Annotated in this window: 25 protein-coding genes; 12 read left to right on the forward strand and 13 right to left on the reverse strand. The window is 60.8% G+C overall.

What is annotated here, in order from left to right; translation table 11 throughout:
• Positions 1-128: 128 nt before the first annotated feature.
• The 4 genes from AB8B31_RS24055 to AB8B31_RS24070 all read right to left on the reverse strand — a co-directional run bounded on the left by AB8B31_RS24055 (position 129) and on the right by AB8B31_RS24070 (position 4460).
• Positions 129-1076, reverse strand: coding sequence for a D-ribose ABC transporter substrate-binding protein (locus AB8B31_RS24055; protein ID WP_003550839.1), 948 nt, complete (start codon positions 1074-1076; stop codon positions 129-131).
• A 111-nt stretch (positions 1077-1187) separates the two neighbouring features.
• Positions 1188-2240, reverse strand: a complete 1053-nt coding sequence (locus AB8B31_RS24060; RefSeq protein ID WP_018245678.1) for an ABC transporter permease — start codon at positions 2238-2240, stop codon at positions 1188-1190.
• Between the two features lie 22 nt (positions 2241-2262).
• Positions 2263-3807 (reverse strand): sugar ABC transporter ATP-binding protein, encoded by a 1545-nt coding sequence (locus AB8B31_RS24065; protein WP_018516757.1) that lies wholly within the window; start codon positions 3805-3807, stop codon positions 2263-2265.
• Entirely contained in the window at positions 3804-4460 is a 657-nt protein-coding gene (locus AB8B31_RS24070; RefSeq protein WP_026188699.1) for a DUF2291 domain-containing protein, read from the reverse strand. The genes AB8B31_RS24065 and AB8B31_RS24070 overlap by 4 nt, the downstream gene beginning before the upstream one ends.
• A 49-nt stretch (positions 4461-4509) precedes the next feature.
• On the opposite strand from AB8B31_RS24070, the gene AB8B31_RS24075 reads away from it, so the two are divergent.
• The 12 genes from AB8B31_RS24075 (at position 4510) to AB8B31_RS24130 (ending at position 14854) form a co-directional block, all read left to right on the forward strand.
• Positions 4510-4713 carry a hypothetical protein gene (locus AB8B31_RS24075; RefSeq protein ID WP_245268274.1) on the forward strand — a complete coding sequence of 68 codons (204 nt, stop codon included), beginning with the start codon at positions 4510-4512 and terminating at the stop codon, positions 4711-4713.
• Positions 4714-4897: 184 nt separating this feature from the next.
• Positions 4898-5245 (forward strand): hypothetical protein, encoded by a 348-nt coding sequence (locus AB8B31_RS24080; protein WP_162769107.1) that lies wholly within the window; start codon positions 4898-4900, stop codon positions 5243-5245.
• Positions 5242-6816, forward strand: a complete 1575-nt coding sequence (locus tag AB8B31_RS24085; protein ID WP_018444791.1) for an FGGY-family carbohydrate kinase — start codon at positions 5242-5244, stop codon at positions 6814-6816. Before AB8B31_RS24080 ends, AB8B31_RS24085 begins: the two co-directional genes overlap by 4 nt.
• Before the next feature lie 32 nt (positions 6817-6848).
• On the forward strand, positions 6849-8360 hold the full coding sequence (locus AB8B31_RS24090) for a glycerol-3-phosphate dehydrogenase (RefSeq protein WP_026188698.1): 1512 nt from the start codon (positions 6849-6851) through the stop codon (positions 8358-8360).
• Positions 8361-8371: 11 nt separating this feature from the next.
• The gene (locus AB8B31_RS24095; RefSeq protein WP_018245672.1) at positions 8372-9304 is read left to right on the forward strand and encodes a TIM barrel protein; all 933 of its coding nucleotides are present in this window, start codon (positions 8372-8374) and stop codon (positions 9302-9304) included.
• A gap of 70 nt (positions 9305-9374) precedes the next feature.
• A complete protein-coding gene (locus tag AB8B31_RS24100) occupies positions 9375-10310 on the forward strand; it encodes a sugar-binding transcriptional regulator (protein ID WP_018245671.1) in 936 nt (311 codons plus the stop codon).
• A 99-nt stretch (positions 10311-10409) separates the two neighbouring features.
• Positions 10410-11186 carry a DeoR/GlpR family DNA-binding transcription regulator gene (locus AB8B31_RS24105; RefSeq protein ID WP_018245670.1) on the forward strand — a complete coding sequence of 259 codons (777 nt, stop codon included), beginning with the start codon at positions 10410-10412 and terminating at the stop codon, positions 11184-11186.
• The gene (locus AB8B31_RS24110) at positions 11183-11953 is read left to right on the forward strand and encodes a triose-phosphate isomerase (RefSeq protein WP_018245669.1); all 771 of its coding nucleotides are present in this window, start codon (positions 11183-11185) and stop codon (positions 11951-11953) included. The genes AB8B31_RS24105 and AB8B31_RS24110 overlap by 4 nt, the downstream gene beginning before the upstream one ends.
• Before the next feature lie 11 nt (positions 11954-11964).
• Complete coding sequence (derI, locus tag AB8B31_RS24115; RefSeq protein ID WP_003562478.1) at positions 11965-12420, forward strand: D-erythrulose-4-phosphate isomerase; 456 nt, start codon at positions 11965-11967, stop codon at positions 12418-12420.
• Positions 12421-12699: 279 nt separating this feature from the next.
• The gene (gene ligD, locus AB8B31_RS24120; protein WP_026188697.1) at positions 12700-13758 is read left to right on the forward strand and encodes a non-homologous end-joining DNA ligase; all 1059 of its coding nucleotides are present in this window, start codon (positions 12700-12702) and stop codon (positions 13756-13758) included.
• 241 nt (positions 13759-13999) lie between these two features.
• Entirely contained in the window at positions 14000-14233 is a 234-nt protein-coding gene (locus AB8B31_RS24125; RefSeq protein WP_018245667.1) for a BrnA antitoxin family protein, read from the forward strand.
• A gap of 225 nt (positions 14234-14458) precedes the next feature.
• Positions 14459-14854 (forward strand): hypothetical protein, encoded by a 396-nt coding sequence (locus AB8B31_RS24130; protein WP_439007532.1) that lies wholly within the window; start codon positions 14459-14461, stop codon positions 14852-14854.
• Between the two features lie 73 nt (positions 14855-14927).
• Here AB8B31_RS24130 and AB8B31_RS24135 read toward each other — a convergent pair whose 3' ends face one another.
• The 9 genes from AB8B31_RS24135 to AB8B31_RS24175 all read right to left on the reverse strand — a co-directional run bounded on the left by AB8B31_RS24135 (position 14928) and on the right by AB8B31_RS24175 (position 25143).
• Complete coding sequence (locus AB8B31_RS24135; protein ID WP_018444785.1) at positions 14928-15827, reverse strand: carbohydrate ABC transporter permease; 900 nt, start codon at positions 15825-15827, stop codon at positions 14928-14930.
• 40 nt (positions 15828-15867) lie between these two features.
• On the reverse strand, positions 15868-16800 hold the full coding sequence (locus AB8B31_RS24140; RefSeq protein ID WP_018516760.1) for a carbohydrate ABC transporter permease: 933 nt from the start codon (positions 16798-16800) through the stop codon (positions 15868-15870).
• A gap of 84 nt (positions 16801-16884) precedes the next feature.
• Positions 16885-18189, reverse strand: a complete 1305-nt coding sequence (locus AB8B31_RS24145; RefSeq protein ID WP_018444783.1) for an ABC transporter substrate-binding protein — start codon at positions 18187-18189, stop codon at positions 16885-16887.
• A 148-nt stretch (positions 18190-18337) separates the two neighbouring features.
• Positions 18338-19405 (reverse strand): ABC transporter ATP-binding protein, encoded by a 1068-nt coding sequence (locus AB8B31_RS24150; protein ID WP_018516761.1) that lies wholly within the window; start codon positions 19403-19405, stop codon positions 18338-18340.
• A gap of 167 nt (positions 19406-19572) precedes the next feature.
• Positions 19573-20559 (reverse strand): D-erythronate dehydrogenase, encoded by a 987-nt coding sequence (gene denD / locus AB8B31_RS24155; protein ID WP_018516762.1) that lies wholly within the window; start codon positions 20557-20559, stop codon positions 19573-19575.
• Between the two features lie 21 nt (positions 20560-20580).
• Entirely contained in the window at positions 20581-21309 is a 729-nt protein-coding gene (locus AB8B31_RS24160) for a FadR/GntR family transcriptional regulator (protein WP_018516763.1), read from the reverse strand.
• A gap of 82 nt (positions 21310-21391) precedes the next feature.
• Entirely contained in the window at positions 21392-22453 is a 1062-nt protein-coding gene (locus AB8B31_RS24165; RefSeq protein WP_018516764.1) for an Ldh family oxidoreductase, read from the reverse strand.
• 77 nt (positions 22454-22530) lie between these two features.
• On the reverse strand, positions 22531-24051 hold the full coding sequence (locus AB8B31_RS24170; RefSeq protein ID WP_018516765.1) for an ABC transporter substrate-binding protein: 1521 nt from the start codon (positions 24049-24051) through the stop codon (positions 22531-22533).
• A 186-nt stretch (positions 24052-24237) separates the two neighbouring features.
• A complete protein-coding gene (locus AB8B31_RS24175; RefSeq protein WP_018245658.1) occupies positions 24238-25143 on the reverse strand; it encodes a 5-dehydro-4-deoxyglucarate dehydratase in 906 nt (301 codons plus the stop codon).
• Positions 25144-25155 lie beyond the last annotated feature (12 nt).

Consider the following 25155-nt stretch of genomic DNA (forward strand, 5'->3'; position numbering starts at 1 on the left):
TTATGGATCCCAGCTTCGTACAGTGATTGCCGCGCCAAGGCAAAAAGGCGAAACGCAACCGGCGGTTGGACCGCGGCCATCGCTTCCAGCATGAAAATGAGGGCGCTCTTGCGAGCGCCCTTTACCGTTTACTGCGCCAGAACGAACGGGCCGGTGTACTTGTCGATGTTGTCCTTGGTGATCAACAGGCAATCGAAGAGCTGCTTTTCGCTCTTGGCACCCGTGTTACCCGTCTTGATCAGGTTGTCTGCCTGCTTGACGGCTTCTTCGGAGAAGACGGCAACCGGCTGGAGGACGGTGTATTGGAGTTCGCCCGCCTTGATGGCAGCAACTGCATCCGGAGAACCGTCGAAGCCGCCGACCTTCACATTGGCGAGCTTGCCGGCTTCCTTGAGTGCGGCGATCGCGCCGAGCGCCATTTCGTCATTGCCCGAGATGACGCCGACGATATCCGGGTTGGCCTGCAGCATGGACTGCATCTTGTTGTGGCCCTGGGTGCGGTCCCAGTTGGCAACTTCCTTGGCGACCTTCTTCAGATCCGGATACTGCGAAAGGACAGTCTCGTAGCCATTCGAACGCGTTGCCGCGTTGTTGTCGGACGGCGCGCCGAAGAGTTCGGCATAGTTGCCCTTGTCGCCGATCGCTTCGACCCATTGCTGCGCGCCGAGGGCGGCACCCTGTGCGTTGTTGGAAACAAGCTGCGCCTTGGCTAGGCCTTCCTGGTTGATCTCGGCGTTGACGAGGATGACCGGGATGCCGGCAGCAACGGCCTTCTTGACCGCACCGACGGAACCGTCGGCGTTTGCCGGGTCGAGGATGATCGCCACCGACTTGTTGGTGATCGCCGTATCGATCAGGTTGCTTTCGGTATTGGTGTCACCCTTGTGGGCGTTGACCGAGGCCGTGTAGCCCAGCTTTTCGGCGGTTGCCTTGGCGACATTGCCTTCCGTCAGCCAATAGGGATTCGACGGATCGTTGACGATGATCGTCATCATGCCCGCTGCCCAAGCGGAGCTTGCAAGAAGCGGTGCTACTGCCGCGGCGGCCAGAAGTATGCGCATGCCTTTCTTAAACATAGTCTCTCTCCCATTTGTGAGTTCAGTTATTGCCGGGGATCCGGCAGTGCTTTCCCCAATCGGCTTCGTGGACTCCAGCCTGCCGTCGTGGATAAGTTTCGGTCTCAGCCGTCAGGACGATTTGACCCGGCGGCCGTATTGGATGCTGTTCATGAGGACGGCGAGAACGATCACCGCGCCGGTGAATACCGTCTGCCAGTAGGCCGAGACGCCGATGATCACGAGGCCGTCCGAAAGGAAGCCGATAACGAAGGCGCCGAGCATGGTGCCGCGAACCGTACCGCGGCCGCCGGTCAGCGCCGCGCCGCCGATGACCACGGCTGCGATCGCCGTCAGTTCGTAGGTTGTGCCTGCCGTCGGACCAGCAGAGGTCAACTGCGAAGAGAGGACCAGGCCGGCGATCGCTGCACAGACGCCCGAAAGCACATAGACGATGATCTTCACGCGCTTGACCGGGACGCCGGAGAGGTCGGCGGCACGCTCATTACCACCTGAGGCGTAGAGCCAGCGGCCGAAGGCAGTGCGGCTCAGCACGATGCCGCAAACGATGGCGAGAACCGCAAGCACGATGACCCCGATCGGGATGCCTGCGAGCCGGTTGAAGCCCAGCCAGTCGAAGCCGGTATTGCCGAGTTCCGGACGGCCGCCGAGATTGTTGTAGGTCAGGCCGTTGGTCATCAGGAGCGCGATACCGCGGGCCACGTAGAGCACGCCGAGTGAGGCGACGAAGGCCGGCACCTTGAGATAGGCGATCAGCACGCCGTTGACCGCCCCTACCAGCGCACCGAGCGCACATGTGATGACGACGACGGCCCAGACCGGCGGATAGAGGATGACGCCGAGATAGGTGAGCGTGACCCCCTGCATCAGGAAACCGGCGATGCAGCCTGCAAGCCCGAGTGTCGAGCCGACCGACAGATCGATGCCGCCATTCAGGATGACGAGCAGCATGCCGATCGCCAGAATGCCGAAGATCGCGACATGCGACGCCATGATCAGGAAGTTGTTCAGCGTGAAGTAATAGGGCGACAGGAACGAAAAGACCGCGATGATGACGATCAGCGCGAAGAAGGCCCGGCCTTCCAGGATGAGACGCACGATATTGGTATTGCGCTTCTGCCCGCTGGAAACTGATTTCTTTTCGGTGACGTTCGTGACTGACATAATCAGTGCTCCATAATCCAGGCTAGTGCGCGACCACGGCTTCGCCGGAGGCGGCCATGATCTTTTCCTTGGTGACATCCGAGCCGAACTCGGCCGATATCCTGCCGCGATGCATGACGATGATGCGGTGCGCGATGCTCAGGCATTCATTGACTTCGGACGTCGAATAGATGACCGCCAATCCCTGCTTGGCGCGCTCCGCGAGCAACTTGAAAACTTCCGCCTTGGCGCCGATGTCGATGCCGCGGCTTGGCTCATCGAGCAGGATGACCTTTGGCTGGGTTGCCAGCATCTTGCCGATGACGACCTTCTGTTGGTTGCCGCCGGAGAGCGAGCCGATCGAAGCTGAACCGCCATCGGTTTTCACATGCACCCGCCGGATCGCGTCATTGACGAGATCGCGCTCCCGATGGCCGGAGGTGAAAAGCCCTTTGGTGAAGGCGCGGATACTCGCAAGCGACAGATTGGAGCCGACCGTCATCGTCCGGACGAGGCCGTCGCGCTGGCGATCTTCCGGCACAAGCACGAGACCGCTGGCAATGCGCCCGGCGATGCTGAGCCCACTGACGTCCTGTCCTTCGAGCAGAACCTGTCCGCCACTTGCGCGCAGACGTCCGGCAATGCATTCGAGCAGTTCCGTGCGCCCGGCGCCCATCAGCCCGTAGATGCAGACGATCTCACCGGCACGCACCTTGAGAGACAGACGATCGACCGCATTATAGGCAGCGCCGGAGGGGCCGGGGACACTGAGGTTTTCGATGGAAAGCGAGACGTTTCCGAACGGATGACCTTGCGGCGGGCTGCCAAGGTCGAAATTCTCGCCGACCATGTTGCGGACGATCCATTCGAGATCGATATCCTTGCGCTCGGCATAGGCGGTCATGTTTCCGTCGCGCAGAACGACGGCGTGATTGGTGATCTGTAGCGCCTCTTCCAGATGATGCGAGATGTAGACGATCGACACGCCGCGGCTCGTCAGGTCGTGGATGACTTTGAAGAGCACTTCCACCTCCGTCGCGCTCAGCGCCGAGGTCGGCTCGTCCATGATCAGGATGCGCGAATTGATGGAGAGTGCCCGCGCAATTTCGACGATCTGCTGCTGGCCGAGGCGAAGATCCTCGACGCGCGTCTGCGGATCGATGTCTTCCTCGAGCTCTTCCATGAGCGCCCGGGTCTGACGCTCCTCTTCAGCGAAGTCGACGACACCACCCTTGATGATCTCCCGGCCCATGAAAATATTGTCACGGACACTGAGATTGGGGGCGAGGCTGAGCTCCTGATGGATGATGGAGATCCCGCACTCGCGCGCATGGGTCGACGAGCTAAAGCTGATCGGCGAGCCGTCGAGAATGATCTCGCCGGAGCTTGGCTGCGCGACACCCGAAAGGATCTTCATCAACGTCGACTTGCCCGCGCCGTTCTCTCCGAACAGCGTTGTGACCTGGCCGCGATGAATGTCGAAGTTCACTCCCTTGAGGGCGTGAACGCTGCCGTAGGATTTTGCGATGTTGCGCGCTGCGAGGACGACCTCGCCTTTCGCCCCGTTGCTACGTTGCGGCTGGCTCATTTGAGCTCGACCTTCACCGGCGTGACGAGCCAGTTCTTCGGGTTGATGAGCTTGAAGACGCCGACGACGGTCGCCTGCTTTCCGTCCAGGGCGTCAGGATCCATGCCCGCAAAAACCGCCTTCTTCATCTCGTTATTGATGGCCGATCCGGCATCCTGATACTGGATCTGGTTGGTAAACTGGCCGAATTCGATGGTGCCGGTTGCGTCGCGGAGGTCCGTGCCGTTGACCGCAGGGCCGGTCTGGACACGGACCACCGTCTCGGGAGGCAACCCATCGATCTTCATTTCGTTGGTGTTCGACTTGCGGGCGCCGAAAACGCCGGTCAGCGTGACGGGAATGACCGGTCCGGTGCTCGTCGCAGTGCCGTATTTCTCGGCCGCCGCCTTCTTGTCGGCGGCAATGGCGGCCGCGAGATCGGCGGCCGCAGCGGCCCGCTCCTCGACATTTGCCTTGATTTTCGGGAACTGCTCAGCGCCGAAGGTTTCCGGAGAGAACGCCTGCTGGCGGACATCGTTTTCGGAACCGATCTTGACGACCGTCGTATCGAACGCGATCGCTGCAACGACGATGACCGCCAACGCCGCGCTGACAAGGAGCCCGCGATTGCCGCTGCTCGGCTTTGATGCTGCATGATCGGGCGAGGTACTCATGTCCGGACGGCCTTTGGCTTGGAATGGCAAGATGGGGAGGGCTAGCGCGATGATGATCGCAGGCGCGCTGAAGCACTGCGTCGCACCGGAACAGAAACCGGCGGGCCACCCGCAAGAGCGCAACTCTGGACGAAAATTCGCATTGGAAGCCTCCTCAACAAGACCGGCAGATGTCTCCTCCAACCGCCTGGGCCTGCAAATTCTCCATCAGGAAGCGCACTTCCGTGATAGAAGTATGTTACTTATGCCGTAAATGATGTTATATATTTTATAAACTGTCAACGGCACTTTCACGCCAACTCGACTGAAATGCACGACCTCACATCTTGTTCATCGCGCTGCGGTGCAGCAAAAAATGACACGCCTTCACACTTGTCATTCTACCGAATTATGGCGGCATCTCTCTGTTTTTCATGCATAATTGTACAGATCAGGCATTGCGCGCATTACCGTTTTCGATGCTGCACGCCAACAGCTCGGCGGCGCGGAAGCAAGCTCCTTGCTCTTCTATTTTAGTTGAAAAAAATTACATCGCTAGAAAAATCTTACTGGCATTATGGTATCTTTATGTTATCTTTTCGAGTGAAGCTAGGGAGGTTTCGGCTGCGCGCCAGATCTGGGATCTGCCAAAGGCGGCGCGCTTGCCGTTGCCCGTGGAAGGGCCGACGTTGGCAGCCGGATGCATCATCCCAGATGAGTTTAGGGTCGGGAGGACTTCAGATGAATTTGATGCGCGTATTTCCTGCGGCGGTGCTTGCGATGGTGGCGAGATAGGCCTGCGATGACATCGACCCAGACGATCATCATTGGCATAGATGCCGGCACCTCGGTCATCAAGGCTGTCGCCTTCGATCTGTCCGGGCGCCAGATTGCCACAGCCTCCGTTCGCAACAGATACACCACCGGAGACAATGGCTCGGCAACGCAGTCGCTGGATCAGACCTGGCTCGATTGCGCCAGCGCGTTGCGGGGCCTAGGCGAAAAAGTCGCTGATCTTGCATCATGCACCGCAGCCATCGCCGTTACCGGACAGGGCGACGGCACCTGGCTCGTCGGCCACGGCAATATGCCGGTCGCCGATGCCTGGCTGTGGCTCGACGCGCGCGCCGCGCCGACGGTCACGTCGCTTGCCGGCGGAACGCAGAACCGTGCCCGCTTCGAAGCGACAGGCACCGGTCTCAACACTTGCCAACAGGGCGCGCAACTTGCCCATATGGACCGCTTCACGCCGGATCTTCTCGATCGGGCGGAGGCGGCGCTGCACTGCAAGGACTGGCTCTATCTCAACCTCACGGGCGTGCGGGCGACCGATCCATCGGAGGCGAGTTTCACCTTCGGCAATTTCAGAACGCGCCAGTATGATGCCGTGGTGATCGATGCGCTCGGCCTTGACCACAGGCGCGGGCTCCTGCCCGAAATCATCGACGGCAGCGAGATCAGCCACCCGCTGACATCGGGGGCGGCGAAGGCCTGCGGGCTTCTTGCTGGAACGCCGGTCTGCCTCGGCTATGTCGACATGGTGATGACGGCGCTCGGTGCAGGCGTGCGCAGCGACGCTCGCAACGCCGCCTGCTCGACGATCGGCTCGACCGGTGTGCACTTGCGCGCCAAGTCCGTTGCCGACGTTCAGCTCAATCGTGAGGGTACCGGCTATGTGATCGCCCTTCCCATCCCCGGCATCGTCACTCAGGTCCAGACGAATATGGGCGCCACGATCAACATCGACTGGATCCTTGAGGTCGCCGCCTATCTCATGGCCGAGGCAGGTAAGCCTGCTTCGCATGCAGACCTTATTGCGCGCATCGACGGCTGGTTTGCAGAAAGCCGACCGGGGGCGGTGCTTTACCATCCCTATATTTCCGAAGCGGGCGAACGTGGGCCTTTCGTCAACGCCAATGCGCGCGCGGGCTTCACCGGGCTTTCGATGCGTCACGGCTTCCCCGATCTGCTGCGCAGCGTGGTCGAAGGGTTGGGGCTTGCCACCCGCGACTGCTACGCCGCGATGGGCACGATGCCCGAAGAGCTGCGGCTCACGGGCGGGGCCACACGCTCCCTCGCCCTTCGCCGTTCACTCTCGGCCGCCGTTAACGCACCGATCCGCCAGTCGCGCCGCGAGGAGACGGGGGCGGCCGGCGTGGCGATGATGGCCGCGGTGGCTGTCGGCGTCTATTCCAGCATGGACGATTGCATAGCCGACTGGGTGACGCCGCTGCTCGGCGATCCGGAGACACCGGATGCCAACGAGGCCCACCGGTTCGACCGGCTCTTTTCCGCCTATACCGATGTGCGCCAGGCAATGGCGCCCGCCTGGGACAAGCTTGCCGAAGCCGCAACGACGTCGCCGGTGGGCGCGTAATTCTGATGCAGCAGGCATCGAAGGAGCATGACATGACCGAACCCGAACTCCTGGATCTCTTCGTCATCGGCGGCGGCATCAACGGCGCGGGGATAGCACGCGATGCTGCGGGCCGCGGCCTGAAGGTCGTGCTGTGCGAAAAGGACGACCTGGCACAGGGAACTTCGTCGCGTTCGGGCAAGCTGGTGCATGGCGGTCTGCGTTACCTCGAATATTACGAATTCCGTCTGGTGCGTGAGGCGCTGATCGAGCGTGAAGTGCTGCTCAATGCCGCGCCGCATATCATCTGGCCGATGCGCTTCGTCCTGCCGCACAGCCCAGAGGATCGCCCCGCATGGCTCGTGCGGCTCGGCCTCTTCCTCTATGATCATCTCGGCGGCCGCAAGAAGCTGCCCGGGACCCGCACGCTCAACCTGCTCCGCGACCCGGAAGGCACGCCGATCCTCGATCAATACACGCGCGGCTTTGAATATTCCGATTGCTGGGTCGACGACGCCCGCCTCGTGACCTTGAATGCGTTGAGCGCAGCAGAAAACGGCGCTCTGGTGCTGACCCGCTCGCCGGCCGTGTCGGCCCGTCGCGAGAATGGCGGTTGGACCGTGGTCACGAAAAGCAACTCCACGGGAGAGACGCGAACCTTCCGTGCCAAATGTCTGGTGAACTGCGCCGGCCCCTGGGTGATGGACATCATCAATCGCGTCGCCGGCTCGAACTCCGGCCGCAACGTCCGCCTCGTCAAGGGCAGCCACATCATCGTGCCGAAGTTCTGGGCAGGTGCCAATGCCTATCTGGTGCAGAACCACGACAAACGCGTCATTTTCATCAATCCCTACGAGGGCGACAAGGCGCTGATCGGGACGACCGATATCGCTTACGAAGGCCGGGCCGAGGATGTTTCCGCCGACGAGACGGAGATCGAGTATCTGCTCAAGGCGGTCAATCGCTACTTCAAGGAAAAGCTGCGTCGCCACGATGTGCTGCACAGCTTCTCCGGCGTGCGCCCGCTGTTTGACGACGGCAAGGGCAACCCGTCGGCCGTTACCCGCGACTATGTCTTCGATCTCGACGAGACCGGCGGCGCTCCGCTGCTCAACGTCTTCGGCGGCAAGATCACCACATTCCGCGAACTCGCCGAGCGCGGCATGCAGCGGCTGAAGCACATCTTCCCGAACATGGGAGGCGACTGGACGGAGAAAGCGCCGCTGCCGGGCGGCGAAATTCCGAATGCCGACTACGAGAGCTTTGCCAACAGCCTGCGCGATATCTATCCCTGGATGCCGCGCAAGCTCGTGCATCACTACGGCCGTCTCTATGGCGCCCGCGCCAGGAATGTGGTTGCCGGCGCGACAGGCATGGAAGGGCTCGGGCGGCATTTCGGTGGACAGCTCTATGAGGCCGAGGCCCGCTATCTCGTCGCCACGGAATGGGCCGAAACGGCCGAGGACATCCTCTATCGCCGCACCAAACACTATCTCCATCTGAACGAAGCGGAGCGCGTGGCCTTTGGCGAGTGGTTTGCGTCAACCCGCCTTGCTGCCGCCTGAAGGATGCCGCCATGCCGCTGACCCTTTCGCTCAATACCAATCCGCTGGTGAACCGCTTCGCCGACCCAGATGATCTCATCGACACGGTTGCGCATGATTTGCGGATCCGCGACCTCCAACTGACCCACGAGTTCATCAATCCGAGCTGGCAGGCGCCGGTGATCCGCCGCCTGACGCGCACGATGAGCGCTGCGCTGACGCGCACCGGCGTACGGGTCACCTCGGGCATGACAGGCCCCTATGGGCGCCTCAACCATTTCGGACATCCGGATGCCGATGTGCGCCGCTACTACATCGAATGGTTCAAGACCTTTGCCGACATCACCGCCGATCTCGGCGGCCACTCGGTCGGCACGCAATTTGCGATCTTCACCTATAAGGACTTCGACGATCCGGCCAGACGCGAGGAACTGATCAAGATCGCGATCGACTGTTGGGCCGATGTCGCCGAGCATGCGCGCGTCGCAGGCCTCGCCTACATGTTCTGGGAGCCGATGAGCATCGGCCGCGAGTTCGGCGAGACGATCGGCGCCTGCCTGTCACTGCAGGAGCGGCTGACATCCGCCGGAATGGCCATCCCGATGTGGATGATGGCGGATATCGATCATGGCGACATCACCTCCGCCAATCCCGACGACTATGACCCCTACGCCTGGGCGCGGGCCGTCCCGCTGGTATCGCCGATCATCCACATCAAACAGAGCTTGATGGACAAGGGCGGGCACCGGCCCTTCACCGCCGAATTCAACGCCAAGGGCCGCATACAGCCGGCACCTCTGCTGCAGGCGCTGGCCGAAGGTGGGGCGAAGGACAATGAAATCTGCCTGGAACTCTCCTTCAAGGAACGCGAGCCGAACGATCGCCAGGTCATCCCGCAGATCGCCGAAAGTGTCGCCTTCTGGGCGCCGCACATCGACACCGGCGTCGCTGACTTGAACATCTGAGGCGGAGATCTTTAAAAGGCAGCACTGCGATACGGCGGAATCGCCGCATGACCTTCGAAAAGGAGCCGTGATGACGGACGCCGATGATACCCTTGCCGTGCGTGCTGCCTGGCTTCACTATGCCGGTGGCCTGACGCAGTCCGACGTCGCACGCCGCCTCGGCGTGCCGTCGGTAAAGGCCCATCGCCTGATCGCCAGAGCGGTCGCCGATGGCGTCGTCAAAGTTACCATCGACGGGGATATTGTCGAATGCGTCGAGCTGGAAATGCGGCTTTCGGAACGCTTCGGGCTTCAATATTGCGAGGTCGCACCCGATCTCGGCGAGGAAGGCTTGCCGCTCCGCGCACTCGGCCATGCCGGCGCCGGCTATCTCAAGCGCGAGATTGAGCGCGGCGACAATACGGTGATCGGCCTTGGTCATGGCCGCACGCTTTCCGCCGCCGTCCAATATATGCCGAGGGTGAGCGCGAAGAACCTGCGTTTCGTCTCGTTGCTTGGCGGCCTGACACGAAACTACGGCGCCAATCCCTATGACGTGATGCATCGCATCGCCGAAAAGACCGGCGCCCATGCCTATGTCATGCCGGTTCCCTTTTTCGCCAATACCGGCGAGGACCGTGAAGTGCTGAAGGCGCAGCGTGCCGTCAAGGAGGTCTTCGACCTTGCTAATAACGCCGACCTGAAGCTCGTCGGCCTGGGAACTGTCGATGCCGAGGCGCAGCTTGTTTTGTCCGGCATGGTTGAACCCGGTGAAATTGACGACATTGCCGCGGCAGGCGGCGTCGGCGAAATCCTCGGACATTTTTTCGACGCCGATGGCCACATCCTCGATACCGCGCTGACGGCGCGCACGCTCTCTGCGTCTTTCCCCAAGACCAAGAAAGAGCGGCTTGTGGCGCTGGCGGGCGGACAGGCGAAAGTGGCGGCGATCCGGGCAATTCTGAATAGCCGCCGTCTTTTCGGGCTGATCACCGACGAGCGAACCGCGCAGGCTTTATTGAAGTAGCGATCGAAGGCAACAACATTTTATCGCAAAATCACATGATTTATGTTGATAATCACGTATATTCTGTTATCTTAACATCAAACGAGGGTGGAGAGCAGGATGAGGCGGGAAGAGCGGCAGCAGTTGATCGTCAACCTGCTCGTCGAAAACAAGACCGTCGATCTCGACGACCTTGCCGATCGCTTCACCGTGTCAAAAATGACGATCCATCGCGATCTCGACGATCTCGAGCAGGCGGGCGTCCTGCGCAAGGTTCGCGGCGGCGCGACCATTGATGCCGGAACGCAGTTTGAAAGCGACTTCCGCATTCGCGAGCGCCAGGGCAACGAGGCCAAGCTGGCCATGGCTGAGACCGCGCTGGAGCTGGTCGAGCCGGGGATGACGGTGATGGTAAACGACGGCTCGATGGCGGCCGTTCTCGGCGAAATGCTGCTGCAGAAGCGGCCGCTGACGTTGATCACCAACAATGCTGCGATCATGGAGCGGCTGAAAGGCGAAACCGGCATCACCCTGATCGCACTTGGCGGCATCTATTCGGCGAAATTCAACGCCTATCTCGGCGTCGTCACCGAGGAGGCACTGTCGCGGCTGAGGGCCGACATTGCCTTCATTTCAACGCCTGCCGTCAGTGGCAGGCTGGCCTATCACATGGACGACAACGTCGTGCGCGCCAAGCGGGCGATGATCGCGTCATCGACCAGGACCTGTCTTCTGGTCAATCATCAGCGCATCGGCCACACCGCCCTGCATGTCATGGCAGATCTGGCCGATTTCGACGCGATTATCACCGACAGCGCACCGGATGCTGCTGTCCTGGAGGAATTTGAGCAGGCGGGCATTACGCTCACCATTGCATCAACGCAGGATCCGACATGACCGAAAAGCCGCACTTCTGGATTGGCACCAGCTGGAAGATGAACAAGACGCTTGCTGAAGCCGAGCATTTCGCCCGCGGTCTAGAAGCTGCCGATGCCGCGCGCGACCCGCGTATCCAGCGCTTCGTCATTCCGTCTTTCACGGCGGTGCGCGAGGTCAAGGCGATGCTTGCCAAGACCTCGGTGAAGGTCGGCGCTCAGAACATGCATTGGGCCGACCAGGGCGCCTGGACCGGCGAAGTCTCGCCGGTGATGCTGAAGGACTGCAATCTCGATCTCGTCGAGCTCGGCCATTCCGAGCGGCGCGAACATTTTGGAGAGACCGACGAGACTGTGGGTCTGAAGACCGAAGCGGCCGTTCGCCACGGTCTCATCCCGCTGATCTGCATTGGCGAGACGCTTTCCGACCGCGAAAGCGGAAAGGCTGCCGACATCCTCGCGGTCCAGGTGCGCGGCGCGCTTTCGAAACTTTCGGGCGCCCAAAAGGCTGCCGAAATCCTGCTGGCCTACGAGCCGGTCTGGGCGATCGGCGAGAAGGGCATCCCGGCGAGCGCAGATTATGCGGATGCCCGCCAGTCTGAAATCATCGCCGTTGCCGAAGCTGTGCTCGGCCGGAAGATCCCCTGCCTTTATGGCGGGTCGGTCAACCCGCAGAACTGCGAAGAACTGATCTCGAGCCCGCATATCGACGGGCTCTTCATCGGCCGTTCGGCCTGGAATGTCGAAGGCTACCTCGACATTCTGGCCAGATGCGCCGCCAAACTCTGAGGAGAAAGACAATGAAGCTTGCCATTGCAGGAGACAGCGCCGGCGAAGGCCTCGCCAAGGTTCTGGCCGACCATCTGAAGGACCGTTTCGACGTGTACGAAGTCTCGCGCACGAGCGCCGGTGCCGATCCTTTCTACGCCAACCTCTCGGACCGCGTCGCCTCAGGCGTCATCGACGGCACCTACGACAAGGCGATCCTCGTTTGCGGCACCGGCATCGGCGTCTGCATCTCGGCCAACAAGGTTCCGGGTATCCGCGCCGCCCTGACGCACGACACCTATTCTGCCGAGCGTGCAGCACTTTCCAACAATGCGCAGATCATCACCATGGGAGCCCGCGTCATCGGAACCGAGCTGGCAAAGTCGATCGCCGATGCGTTTCTTGCCCAGACCTTCGACGAGAACGGCCGCTCTGCCGGTAACGTCAAGGCCATGGATGATCTCGACGCGAAGTACAGCGCCCGTTGAAGAATGCTGAGGGTGATTGCCGGGCCGGAGCGCGTTCGATGTCACTGAGGCCTTACCGGGACGACCAACGCGACGATTGCTCGGCCAATCCAGATCCGGCAGCGATTTCGGGACTTGGAATACGGGAGGCATCGACGCGTTAAGTCCTTGAATCGAGATTCGTTTCGACTCGGAACAATCAGCCGCGTGATTTGGTTGAGTCGCGTTGTTGCCATCGACGCGAAGAAGAAGCAGATGAAAAAGCCGAGCAGGGCACCCGGGGAGGTGTTAGACCTGATCATGAAGCACCCGCGCCGCCCAATACTGCCCTTGCTTGGCGAGTCACAGTCGAAGCTGCACTCTCGTCCGATCCGCAAGCGCGATCCTGACCAACCCAGTCTGCCGTTCGATCCAATGCCGCTGCGCGTCGAGCCTTGCCTCGCGCTGCTGAAGCCGACCGTGCCTGTGGGGCCGGACTGGCTCTACGAGGTGAAGTGGGACGGCTACCGCTTGGCAATCCACATCGAGCCGAAGGGCGTCCGGGTGATCACCCGCGGCGGGCATGACTGGACCCACCGTTTCCCCATTATTGTCGCGGCAGCAAAAGAGCTTGGGGTAACCACTGCCATCCTCGATGGCGAAGCGGTTGTGCTCGATGATCAGGGCCGGTCGGATTTTGGCGCCCTGCAGCGTTCGCTCGGCGGGCGGGGCGGCAAGCGGGTGTCAACCGAGTCGATCCTCGTCGCCTTCGACCTTCTCTATCTCGACGGGCACGATCTCACTAGCACCGAGCTTGACGTACGCCGGCACCTGCTTGAAGACCTTATACCGGAAGGCGGCGATCAGGCGATCCGCATTTCCGAAGAGCTAGAACTGCCAGCCGAAGACCTTCTCGAGCACGCCTGCCATCGTCATCTGGAAGGCATCGTTGCCAAGCATCGCGACCGCCCCTACCGCAGTGGCCGCACGGGCGACTGGCTGAAAATAAAATGCGTCCAGAGCGAGAGCTTCATGATCGTCGGCTATGAGCAGTCGGCATCCGCCCGTGGTGGCATCGGCAGTCTGCTGCTGGCCGGCAGACAAGGCTTCGACTGGGTTTACCTGGGGTCGGTCGGGACAGGTTTCAGTGCCAGGGATGCTGAAGAGCTGAAAAAGACGCTCGACCGATTGAAGACGAGCCGGCCGGTCATTCCCCTGAAGGGCAAACGCCTCGTCTTCGTGCAGCCAACGCTGATCGCTGAAATCGAGTTTCGCGGCTGGACGGATGATGGCAATCTCCGCCATGCCTCCTACAAGGGGCTGCGCGAGGTTCAGGACAATGCCGCTGTTTTCGACATGAAAGGCATCTTGGGCCGTTGAGGACAAACGATTATCAGCTTTCCCGTTTGAGCGGGAATTCGACCCTAACCGCTGCCTATCATCGCCGACGGATCCGGTCGTCTCTGCGAAGTCGCCGACCGGTCTCTGCCGCCGGCACGCTGGCGATCGAGCCGGTCGGCTAAATCGCCGTTTCGTAAGACAAGATAAATAGTCGACGAAGCAGCCGACATCACGTATGCCGCTCATATGTCGCTCCGACAGGCAATAGAAAGTGACAACGATGACAAATCCGCCCCGCCGACCTGTCAATCCAATGGATGCCGCCGAAGCGCTGTTCAAACCCGCGAAGAAGAAGCTGGAACAAGCTGTCGAGCGGCCGGCGTTGCCGAATACCAAGGAGCTGGTTTCGCTGAAGATCGACAGCGATGTGCTGGCCTTTTTCCAGGAAAATGGCCCTGGCTGGCAGGATCGGATCAATGATGTATTGCGGGCCGCGATGAAGAACAGGGTCTGACCCTGTTGCACCCGAGCCGCGCCGCCGGCCGATGCATGGCCAGCTTCATCTATCCTAATGTATTGCTTTAAGGCAATTCGCCGCCAATCCTAGGCAACTGTTCGAGCCGCGGATATGCACTCCGCATGCCAGGCATTGGAGCGCTCGCAAGGTGATCGTGTTGATCGACAGGCTGGATTTCCTCGTCTTCTCGGCGCCCATCCATCGCTACGGGTGGTCGCTGTGATGCCGAATGGACTGCACCGGCTTCTCCGCAGCGGCGTTGTCCATGTTCTCTTCGCCTTTTTGGCAATGGGCAGCTGGGCGGTTTTCGCCAATCGCGCGCACGCCATGCCATTGCCGCTCTATGCCGGCCTTGTGCAGGGTGCGATATCCGCCTGCCTGACACGTTTCCTGAAATCTGTGATCGACTGGCTTTCAAAGCGCTTCGTCGGATCGGTACGATTTTGGGCGCCGCCTCTCATTGCTTGTCTCGGCTCAGCCAGCATTCTGGTGGCGATCCATGCGGCGACCGGTACACCGGAAATACTCAAGACCATCGCATTTCCGCTGCTCGTATCGACGAGCTACGCGGCAATTTACAATTATTCGATCTGGGCAAGACGAGGTTTCGATACATGATGGGAACGCCACCGATCCCATTTAAGCTGCGGACACGCATATCGTTCCTACCGGGCGTGCCCGCGCTAGGCGTTCACTCCTTCACCGCCCCGGTCATCGATGAGACGTAGTAGTCCACGAAGAACGAGTAGAGGATGACCACCGGGAGCGAGCCGAACAGCGCACCTGCCATCAGTGCTCCCCATTCGAAGACATCGCCGCGCACCAATTCGGTCAGCACCCCGACCGGAATGGTTTTGTTTTCCGACGACTGGATGAAAGTCAGCGCATAGATGAATTCGTTCCAGGACAGCGTGAAGGCGAAGATGCCGGCTGAGATCAGCCCTGGCACCGCGAGCGGCAGGATGATCTTGGTGAGAATCTGCCATCTATTGGCACCATCCACCAGTGCGCTTTCCTCCAGCTCGAATGGGATCGAGCGAAAATAGCCCATCAGCAGCCAGGTGCAGAAGGGAATGAGGAAGGTCGGGTAGGTGAAGATCAGCGCCAACCGCGAGTCGTAGATCCCGAGCTTGAAAACAATGAAGGCAAGCGGGATGAAGAGGATCGACGGCGGTACGAGATAGGCAAGGAAGATCACCAGGCCGACTGAACGCGAGCCGGTGAAGCGGACACGCTCGATGGCATAGGCGCCGAAGACCGAGGCTACCAGCGAGAGAAAGGTGGAGCAGACCGCCACCAGCATCGTGTTCCACAGCCAGCCCGGATAGGACGTCTCGAAGAAAAGATATTTGATATGATCGAGCGTTGGCCCGACCACCCAGAAGGGGCTGTAATTGCTATAGTCGGTCAGCTGCTCGTTCGGCTTCACTGCGGTGATCGCCATCCAGTAGAACGGGAAGAGCAGCACGAAGACGAAGACGGCCATCGGCAGGTAGAGCATCACGATCCGCCGCGGCAGCCGGTTCAGATAGCTCATGCCTTCGGCATTGTCGGTCACGACCTGATCGGCGGCGTTTGAATTTATCGACATCATCACTCTCCCTAACCCCAATTTGGCCCTAGCCGTGGCCCTAATCCTGGCCGCCCTGCTGCCATTTGCGCCGTTGCAGGCCGAAGAAGCTGAACATGATTGCGCCGAGCAGGAAGGGCACCATGGCGACGGCGATCGCCGCACCCTCGCCGAGTTGACCGCCCGGAATGCCGCGCTGGAAGGAGAGCGTCGCCATCAGATGCGTCGCGTTGACGGGTCCCCCCTTGGTCAGCACGTAGATCAGCTGGAAATCCGTAAAGGTGAAGAGTACCGAGAAGGTCATCACGACGGCGATGATCGGCGTCAGCATCGGCAACGTTACATAGCGAAAACGCTGCCAGCTCGTGGCGCCGTCGAGCGAAGCAGCCTCCTGCAGCGACGCCGGTATCGTCTGCAGGCCGGCAAGCAGCGAGATCGCCACGAACGGAATGCCGCGCCAGACATTGGCGACGATGACCGATATGCGCGCATTTATGGGGTCGCCGAGGAAGTTGATCGGTCCGCTGATCAGCCCCAGCTTCATCAGCGACCAGGAGATGATCGAAAATTGGGAATCATAGATCCACCAGAAGGCCAGCGCCGAAAGCACCGTCGGCACCACCCAGGGAAGCAGCACGATTGCCCGAAAGAAGGATTTGAACGGCAGGTGCTGGTTGAGCAGCATCGCGAGCCAGAGGCCGAGCGCGAATTTCAGCACCGAGGCGACGGAGGTATAGAGAATGGTGTTGAAGACCGATAGCCAGAAGACGCTGTCGTCCATCAGGAACTGGTAGTTCTCCAGCCCGATGAAGATGCCGTCGCGGCCGATCCTTGTATCGGTGAAGCCGAGCCAGACGCCGAGCCCCAGCGGATAGGTGAGAAAGCAGACGAGGAACACGGCCGCCGGCAGCATGAACAGGAAGCCGAGCACATTGTTGTTCTGCAGGAGCGAAGAGATCGGCCCACGCCTGTCCTCCGAATTCACCATCGACATTGCCTATCTCCCAGATTGCGTTTGAACTCGCAGAGGACTTGCGGCATGCCGAGGGCCGGCACACCGCTTGCTTTGAGGCGTGGCTCAGACGCGATAGTAGCGGTTTGCCCGGCGTTCAGCTTCCTTCATCGCATCTTCGGGCGACATCTGGCCGGTGACGGCCGCCGCATACATGTCGACCAGAACGTAGTCGGCCATGGTCGCTGCCGAGGCATAACCGAGTGGGCCGGCATAGCCGTTCGGACGCAACTTTTCCGAGGCACGCGCATAAGGCGCGTGGATCGGGTCGGATGTCCAGATCGGGTTCTTGGCGAAAGCCTTGAGCGGCTGGCAGCAATAGGCGCTGGAGCCCTGGATCCAGGCATTCATTTGGTCGGCTTCCATCATGAACTTGATGTAGGCCTTCGCCGCTTCCGGATATTTGGTGTGCTTGAAGAGAAGCAGCGAACTCGTCTGGCAAAGCTCGACGCTCTTGCCGACAGGACCGATCGGGAAGTTCGTCGTGCGGATGTCCTTGGCGATCTCGGCGAGCTTCGGGTCGTTCTTGGCGGTGTAATAGACCGAGACGCCGTTGGCGATCAGCGAGACCTGGCCAGCGAGGAAGGCGCGGTTGTTGTTGACGTCCTGCCAGCTTTCCGTGCCCGGAATGAAGGTCGCGTAGAGCTCCTTGGCATAGTTGATTGATGCCAGCGTTTCCGGGCTGTTGATCGTCACCTTGCCGCCTTCGTCGACCATCATGCCGTTGTGGCTCCACAGCAGCCAATGGGCGTAGTTGTTGCCGTCGCCGACGGCCTTGCCATGCGGGAAGCCGGCCGGCGTGCCCTTGGCTTTCATCGCCTTGCAAAGCTCGAGGAAGCCTGCGGTGTCTTTCGGGAACTCGCTGAAACCGGCCGCCTTGACGTGAGTGTCGCGATAGACCACAGCATTGCCGATTGCGGTCAGCGGCATGGCGATGAAGGTGTCGCCGCGCGCGGCATAGCCCTTCACACCGTCATACCAGCCGCCATACTTGTTGCCGAGATAGTTGGCGAGCTCGGTCAAGTCGACCAGCTTGTCGGGATATTGGTGGGCGTCATCGAACCAGCACATGATAAGGTCCGGGCCGGAGCCGACATTGGCCGCAACGGCCGCCTTCGGGCGGATATCTTCCCAGCTTTCCTTGTCGATGCGTACCTCGACGCCGGTCGCTTCGGTGAATTTCTTGGTGTTGGCAAGCCAGGCCTCCTCGTCGCCCTTGACGAAGGGTGTCCAGCGTAGCAGGCGAAGGCTGGCGCCGCTTTCTGGCGTATAGGTCGGTTCGGCCTGCGCTAGGGATGGCCGAATGCCCAGGCCGGCGGCGCCGGCGACGGCAGCCGAGGCGGCAAGAAAGTCACGTCTCTTAATCCTCATGATATTCCTCCTCTTCAAACAGCGGGGGCGAACTCTCCGCCATTCACCTCCCGCTTGGTGAACGACGGTCCTTGCATCCCTGAACCAGGGTGCAGCCGACCTGCGGGTGACGGGGGCTCCTCCGCCCCCGCGCAGCCGCCGGACGGCGTCAGTCGGTCAATCTCCGGCCGCTCTCGGCATCGAAAAGATGAACATGTGCGGCGACGATCGCAACGCGCAGGGTCTCTCCTGGCCGCGCGCTGACGCGTTCGCGGAAGACACAGCTGAGATCGCTGCCGCCGAGCCTGAGGATGAGATGCGTCTCATAGCCGGTCGGCTCGATCACCACGATTTCACCGGCCAGGCCATTGGCATCGAGCAGGATGTATTCCGGGCGAAGCCCGTAGACGAGGTCGCGGCCCATGGCGTCGGCCGGCGGATTGGAAACTGGGAGCGCCGTGCCGTCAGGCGCCTTGAAACTTGTCGGGTTTTCGGGGTCGAGCCTGCCCTTGATCATGTTCATCGCCGGTGAGCCGATGAAACCGCCAACAAAGAGATTGGCGGGTTTGTCGTAGAGTTCGAGCGGCGTGCCGATCTGCTCGACGACGCCGTCATGCATGACGACGATCTTGTCGGCCATGGTCATGGCCTCGATCTGGTCGTGGGTGACGTAGACCGTCGTCGTTTTCAGCCGCTGGTGCAGTTCCTTGATCTCGGCGCGCATGGCGACGCGCAGCTTCGCATCGAGGTTGGATAGCGGTTCGTCGAACAGGAAGACTTCCGGATCACGCACGATCGCCCGCCCCATGGCGACACGCTGGCGCTGGCCGCCGGAAAGCTGGCGCGGATAACGGTCGAGCAATTTGTCGAGACCGAGGATGCCGGCCGCATATTTCACCCGCTTTTCGGCTTCCGCCTTCGGCGCCTTGTTCAGCATTAGCGAGAAGCCCATGTTCTGCTGCACCGTCATATGCGGATAGAGCGCATAGTTCTGGAACACCATGGCGATGTCGCGGTCCTTGGGCGGCAGCGTGTTGACGACACGCCCGCCGATCTTGATCTCACCGCCGGAAATGTTTTCAAGTCCCGCCAGCATCCGCAAAAGAGTGGATTTGCCACAACCCGACGGGCCGACCAGGATCACGAACTCCCCGTCGGCAATGTCGATATCCACGCCTTTGATGACCGGAAATGCCCCAAATGATTTCCGCACATCCGCGAATTGAACGCCTGCCATACTCACTCCTCCCAGAAATCGAGCGCTACATGCTATCTATTTGTATTTTCGTATATCTTGGCCGCGGCCGTCATCTCCTCTAGGCCCTCGGCCGCTTCAATCCCGCATCTGTGGGCCTGCCCGGTCGGGATTTTCCTCCCATGCAACGGCGTTAGCCCAGTTTGATCTCATCCGGACACACCCGGAGCGTCTTCGTCGAGGTAGACCTCAATCAACTCGTCGACGGTGGTTTCGGCGACGAAACCCAGTTGCGTCGCGCGTTCCGGCGCAAAGGACTTCGGCCATCCGTCGACGATCTTTTCAATGACCTCGTCGCGGCGACGATCAATCAAGTCCGCCGCCTGGGGACCAGCAGCGCGGCTCAAGGCGGCAATCTGGTCGGCAACGGTGGCGGCAACGCCCGGCATGGTGAGCGTGCGCCGAACACCCAGCGCCGATGTGTCGAGGGTCGCAGCATGGATCAGGAATTTGACGGCAGAACGCGGGCTCGCCAGCCAGTGTTTGACGGTCTCTTCGACCGGAAGAACAGCCCGCTGGCCCGCGAGCGGTTCACGAAGGATTCCAGAAAAGAAGCCCGATGCGGCAGCATTCGGTGCGCCAGGCCGGATGACGATGGTCGGCAACCGAATTCCGACGCCGTCAATGAAGCCGCGCCGCGAATAGTCGGCAAGCAGAAGCTCGGATATCGCCTTCTGGACTCCGTAGCTGGTGAGAGGTGCGAGCACGTAATCGTCGGGAATGGGATCGGGAAACGGCGAGCCATAGACCGCGATCGATGAGGAGAAAACGAACCGGGGAACATAGGCTTGGCGGGTTCCTTCCCGACGGATCGCTTCCAACAGCGCTCGCGTGCCATCGAGATTGACCCGATAGCCGAGGTCGAAATTGCGCTCGGCTTCGCCGGAAACGATGGCGGCGAGATGGAAGATCACATCGGCCCGGCGAGCCGCGAGGGCTTCCGCCGCACCGCTTTCGGAAATGTCGGCAGCCAGTGCTTCCACCGACCCGGAGACGCCGGCGGGTACCGGCGGCGCCGTGACATCGACGAGCGTCATGCGCGTGATCGCATGGCCGCCGAGGGAGCCGCTGCGCCCCAGTGTGGCAGCAAGCTTCCGGCCGATCATTCCTCCCGCCCCGATAATAAGAATATGCATCGTGTTTCGCCTCCCTGCGAGCTACGAAAAGAGCAGCTTGGTCGTCGTATAAATACGGGTTTCGTGGACCGCGAAGGCAGCGGCTGCGGCATCCGGATCCCGCGTCTCCAAGCCGGCGAGGATCATCCGGTGATCGGCAATGCTGGTGGCAATACTCCCGGGCTGCGATACAACGCGCCTTCGGTGGCTCAGAAGATAGGAATAGAGGTCGGCGGCCATATCAGCCAGCACCGCGTTGCCGCTGGAACGGTAGATAGCCGTGTGAAATTCCCGGTCACATATCAAAAAACGAACAGGATCGTCACAGGCGGCTTCCTGTGCTGCGATCGACTTGTGGAGATAATCAAGGGTTGAAGGCTCCATCTTGAGCGTGGCAGCCCTGACGACCTGTGCTTCGATAAGAAGCCGCGCCTCATGAACATTGTCGAGACTGTAGGCCGCGATGTCGCGATACCGCGCAGCCTGGACAGCCAGTTCGCCGACGTCTTCTGATGCCACCACCGTGCGCGTTCCGTGCACAACCGAGAGAATGCCGTGGGTGGAAAGGATGAGGATCGCGCCACGGACAGTCTCGCGGCTGACCGAGAGTGCGGAGGCGAGTTCGCGTTCGCTGGGCAGCGGATCGCCCACTTTAAGGATGCCGGTGGCAATGAAGGTCGCAATCTTCTGGACGACGAAGTCTTTCATCGACTTCTTCGGCGCTCCACCGAGCGCTGCAACGTCGTCTTCGAGCATTGCTCGAACATCCATTGCCTTTGCCCTCCCCCGCGCTCAGGTCTACTGGTCCGGTTAGTGGACCAGTAGACCTGAGCTGACCAGGGTTGTCAACGCTTCATGGGCATGCGGTAACGTCGGGAATAGGCAAGCCGAGAATTTCGGCATGTTTACAAAGCTTCTGCCAAGGTGCATCGCCGACCGGCACGCCCTGTTCCAACGCCGAGCGGCGCTTTCCTGCTGCACTGTCGCCCGGCATGCGAACGGGGCCATTGTTCCAGGGCGCCGGAGGATTGCTGCGACAGGCAGAGGCGAGAAAGTCAGACTGCGCCGTGAAGGCATCCAGCCCGGCGAAAAAGGCGGGGTCAATGACCTGAAGGAAGGCGCTTTGCGAAAACACACCGGCCGGCGTGTTGGCCCGTCCCTTGCCGGAAAGCCCCTGCCCCAGCAATTCGACGATCAGCCCGAGCCCAAAGCCCTTGTGGCCCTTCAACTGACCGCCGAGAGGCATCATCGTCCCACCCCGTTCGGTCACCTCGCGCGGATCATCGGTCGGCTCGCCTGCGGCGGTGAAGGCCCAAGCCTCCGGAAATTTCTTGCCGGCCTTGGCCAGGTTTTGCGTCATGGTCGTGGTGGTGATCGAGGCCGAGACGTCGATCAGGATCGGATCCGCGGATGTCGGGAAACCGGCAGCCATCGGGTTGGGCGTCAGGAGCGGCTTCGTGCCGCCATAGGGCGCAACGCGGCTTGCAGCGGGATGCGACACCGACAGCTGCACGATGAGGCCCCGCTCGGTCACCTGCCGCATGAAGGCTGAAAGAGCGCAGGTATGGTGGCAGTTGCGGATCGCGGCGGTAACGACGCCATAATCGCCGACGCGTTCGCAGGCCTGGTCGATCGCCTTGGTCAGCAGCCATGCGCCAGGCAAGGATTTGCCGTCCCAAACAAAGGCCGCGCCGCGGTCATTGTCCACCTCATAGCTGCCCGACTTCGCCAGCGAACCGTCTTCCAACGCCTCGACATACCAGTTCAGAAGGCTGACACCATGCGTTTCGTGGCCGATCATGTCGCCCTCCACCAGGACGGCGGCAGTCGTTTCGGCCTTGTCGGGCTCCATGCCCGCACGGGTCAATATCTGCTCGGCGAATTGGGTCAGGGCAATGCGGTCAATCAGGGGCATAGCTATCCCTCCGTCAGGTCATGGAAAGCACGGGCCGCTATTTTCGGGCGACCCGTGCCTAAGTTCGGCTTGCCGGCTTACTTGAAGCGGATCTGCGAGAGCTGCAGTTCGGAATTCGTCGCGATCGTCGGCTTGAAGTCGAGACGCGGCGAGACGCGGGTGAACCCCACCATGTGAAACATCGGGATGTCCGCGATGATCTCGGTGTTCACTTTGGCGAACAGCTCCTTCCAGAGCTTTGTGCGTTCGTCGCCGGTGGCAGACGTCGCCTTGGCGATCAGCGCGTCGACAGCGGGATCCCGGACCATGGAGTGGGAGCCGTCGGTCGCGTATTTCACGAATGCAGTGAAGACCGGATCGCCGGTCGCATTATCGTGCTGCGACTGGGTCAGCGTCGGTCCGGAATCGGCGACAAAGGGTGCAACGAAGTAGCCGTTCCACACGGAAACATCATACATGTCGAGCTTCACATTCAAGCCGACTTCCTGAAGCATTGCCATCATCGCTTCCATCGCTTCGGTGGCGTTTGGATATTGCCCGTTGCGACCGATGATGCGGATCTCGCGATCGACCGGAACGCCGTCAGCTTTCGCCGCTTCGACCAGTGCTTTCGCTTTTTCGGAATCATAGGGCCAGGCGGGGATATCGGGATTGTAGCCGATCGTTGTGGGTACGACGAGCTGCGTCGCTATCTTCGCCTGTTCGGGAAACAGCGTTCCGAGCATCGCCTGACGATCGATAGCGAGGTTCATCGCTTCGCGGATGCGCCGATCGTTAAGGGGTGCTGCGCGCGTATCGATGCGCAGCGATGTCGTTTCGGAATTCGGATAGGCGAAATCGGTTTCCTTGTTGGTGGCATCCTGTACGGATACGGCCGGAACGATATCGGCTTCGCCGGCATCGACCATGGCCGCAGCAACGGCGCTGTCGGAGCGGAACAGATAGGTCGCCTGTTCAACCTGCGGCTTCTCGCCCCAATATTCCGGATTGCGCTTCAGCACGATCGACTGGCCGATATCCCATTTGTCGAAGGTATAGGGTCCGGTGCCAATCGGCTTGCGGGTGAATTCGTCGGCTGGTGTCGCCTCGGCCGATTCCACACCCATCACCGTCATCAGAAGCGGAAGAATGGGTTGCGCCGGCTTTGTCGTAATGCGGATCGTGTTGGCATCCGGCGTCTCGAAGCTGAACTCCGTGCCGCCGAAATATTTGCCGCCGGTCTCACAGCTGAGCTTCTTGTTCTTGTTGCGCTCGATGGTGAACTGGACATCTTTGGCGGTGAACGGCTTGCCATCGTGCCATTTGACATTCGGGCGCAGCTTGAACTCCCAGGTGTCGTCGTCGATCTTCGACCATTCCGTCGCCAGGCGGGGTTTGAGGCCGCCATTGACGTAGTCGAATTCCACCAGCATCTCGTTGACGTTTTCAGAAATGACCCGGCCGACGTCCTGGCGCGCTGCCATGCAGGGCTCGACGACATCGACGGTTTCGGCAAGCACAACAGTGACGTTGCTCTTGGCATCCTCAGCGTGAGCCGAGCCGGCGCTCAGCGCGAGCACCGTTGTTGAAAAGCAGGCAGCTAACAAATGCAACTTCATATCGTTCTCCTCCCATGCGCCTTTGGCGCTCCTCACAGTGAACTGCGTCCCGTTTCCGGTGCCCCGGCATCTATCTCCTCAGTAGTTTCGCAAAAGCACAAGTGCACTAATATACTAGTTAATGACGGCCTTCAACCCTGACGCTCCGAAGCGCGGAGCCTTCAACCGTGGCTGGGATGCGAAATTTTACCTTGCCGAAGCAATCAGTTCGCGCATCATCTCGACTTCCTCATCGGTAAGATCCGTCAGCGGCGCCCGCACCGGTCCCGCCTCGAAGCCGCGCAAACGCACGCCTGCCTTGACCGCGGAAACCGCATAACCGGCCTTGCGATCGCGGATACGGGCAAAGGGATAATAGAAATCGCGCAGCATCTGCTCACAGGCCGCGTCGTCACCGGCAAGGAATGCCTTGTGAAATTTCAGTGCCGTTTCAGGCACGAAATTGAAGACCGCCGAGGAATAGGTCGGCATGCCGGCTCCGCGATAGGCCTGGGCAAACAGTTCATGTGTCGGCATGCCGCCAATATAGGAAAGCCGGTCCCCGAGCGCGATCGTGACACGGCGCACCGTATCGATGTCGCCGGTACCGTCCTTGAAGCCGATCAGATTTGGGCATTCGTCGGCAAGCTGAGCAAGCTGCTCGGCTGAAACCCGCGCCTGGCCACGATTATAGACGATAACGCCCATATTGGTGGCCTTGCAAACGGCTCGTACACGCGCGGCAATGCCATCTGCCGGCGCCTCGGTCAGGTAATGCGGCAGCAGAAGAATGCCGTCGCCACCTGCTGCCTCGATCTCGCGAGCCATGTCGCAGGCAATGCGCGTGCCGTAGCCGCATCCGGCAATAACAGGCGCATCGCCGGACACGGCGCGGGCGGCCTTTACCACCTCAACCACTTCGCCTGGCGTCAGCGAGAACAGCTCACCGGTGCCGCCGGCAACGATCAGGCCGGCAACGGGGTAGGATGACAACCATTCCAGATGCGCTGAAAACGGCCTGGGGGCAAACCGGTCCTCGGCATCGAAAGGGGTGACGGGAAAGGACAGCAGGCCGTTGCGAATGATCTCGCGAAGTTCCGTCGGGGCGATCAATTTTATACTCCT

Origin of the sequence: Rhizobium sp. 62_C5_N11_2 (assembly GCF_051811185.1) — a bacterium.
In the GTDB taxonomy this organism is placed as follows: domain Bacteria; phylum Pseudomonadota; class Alphaproteobacteria; order Rhizobiales; family Rhizobiaceae; genus Rhizobium; species Rhizobium leguminosarum.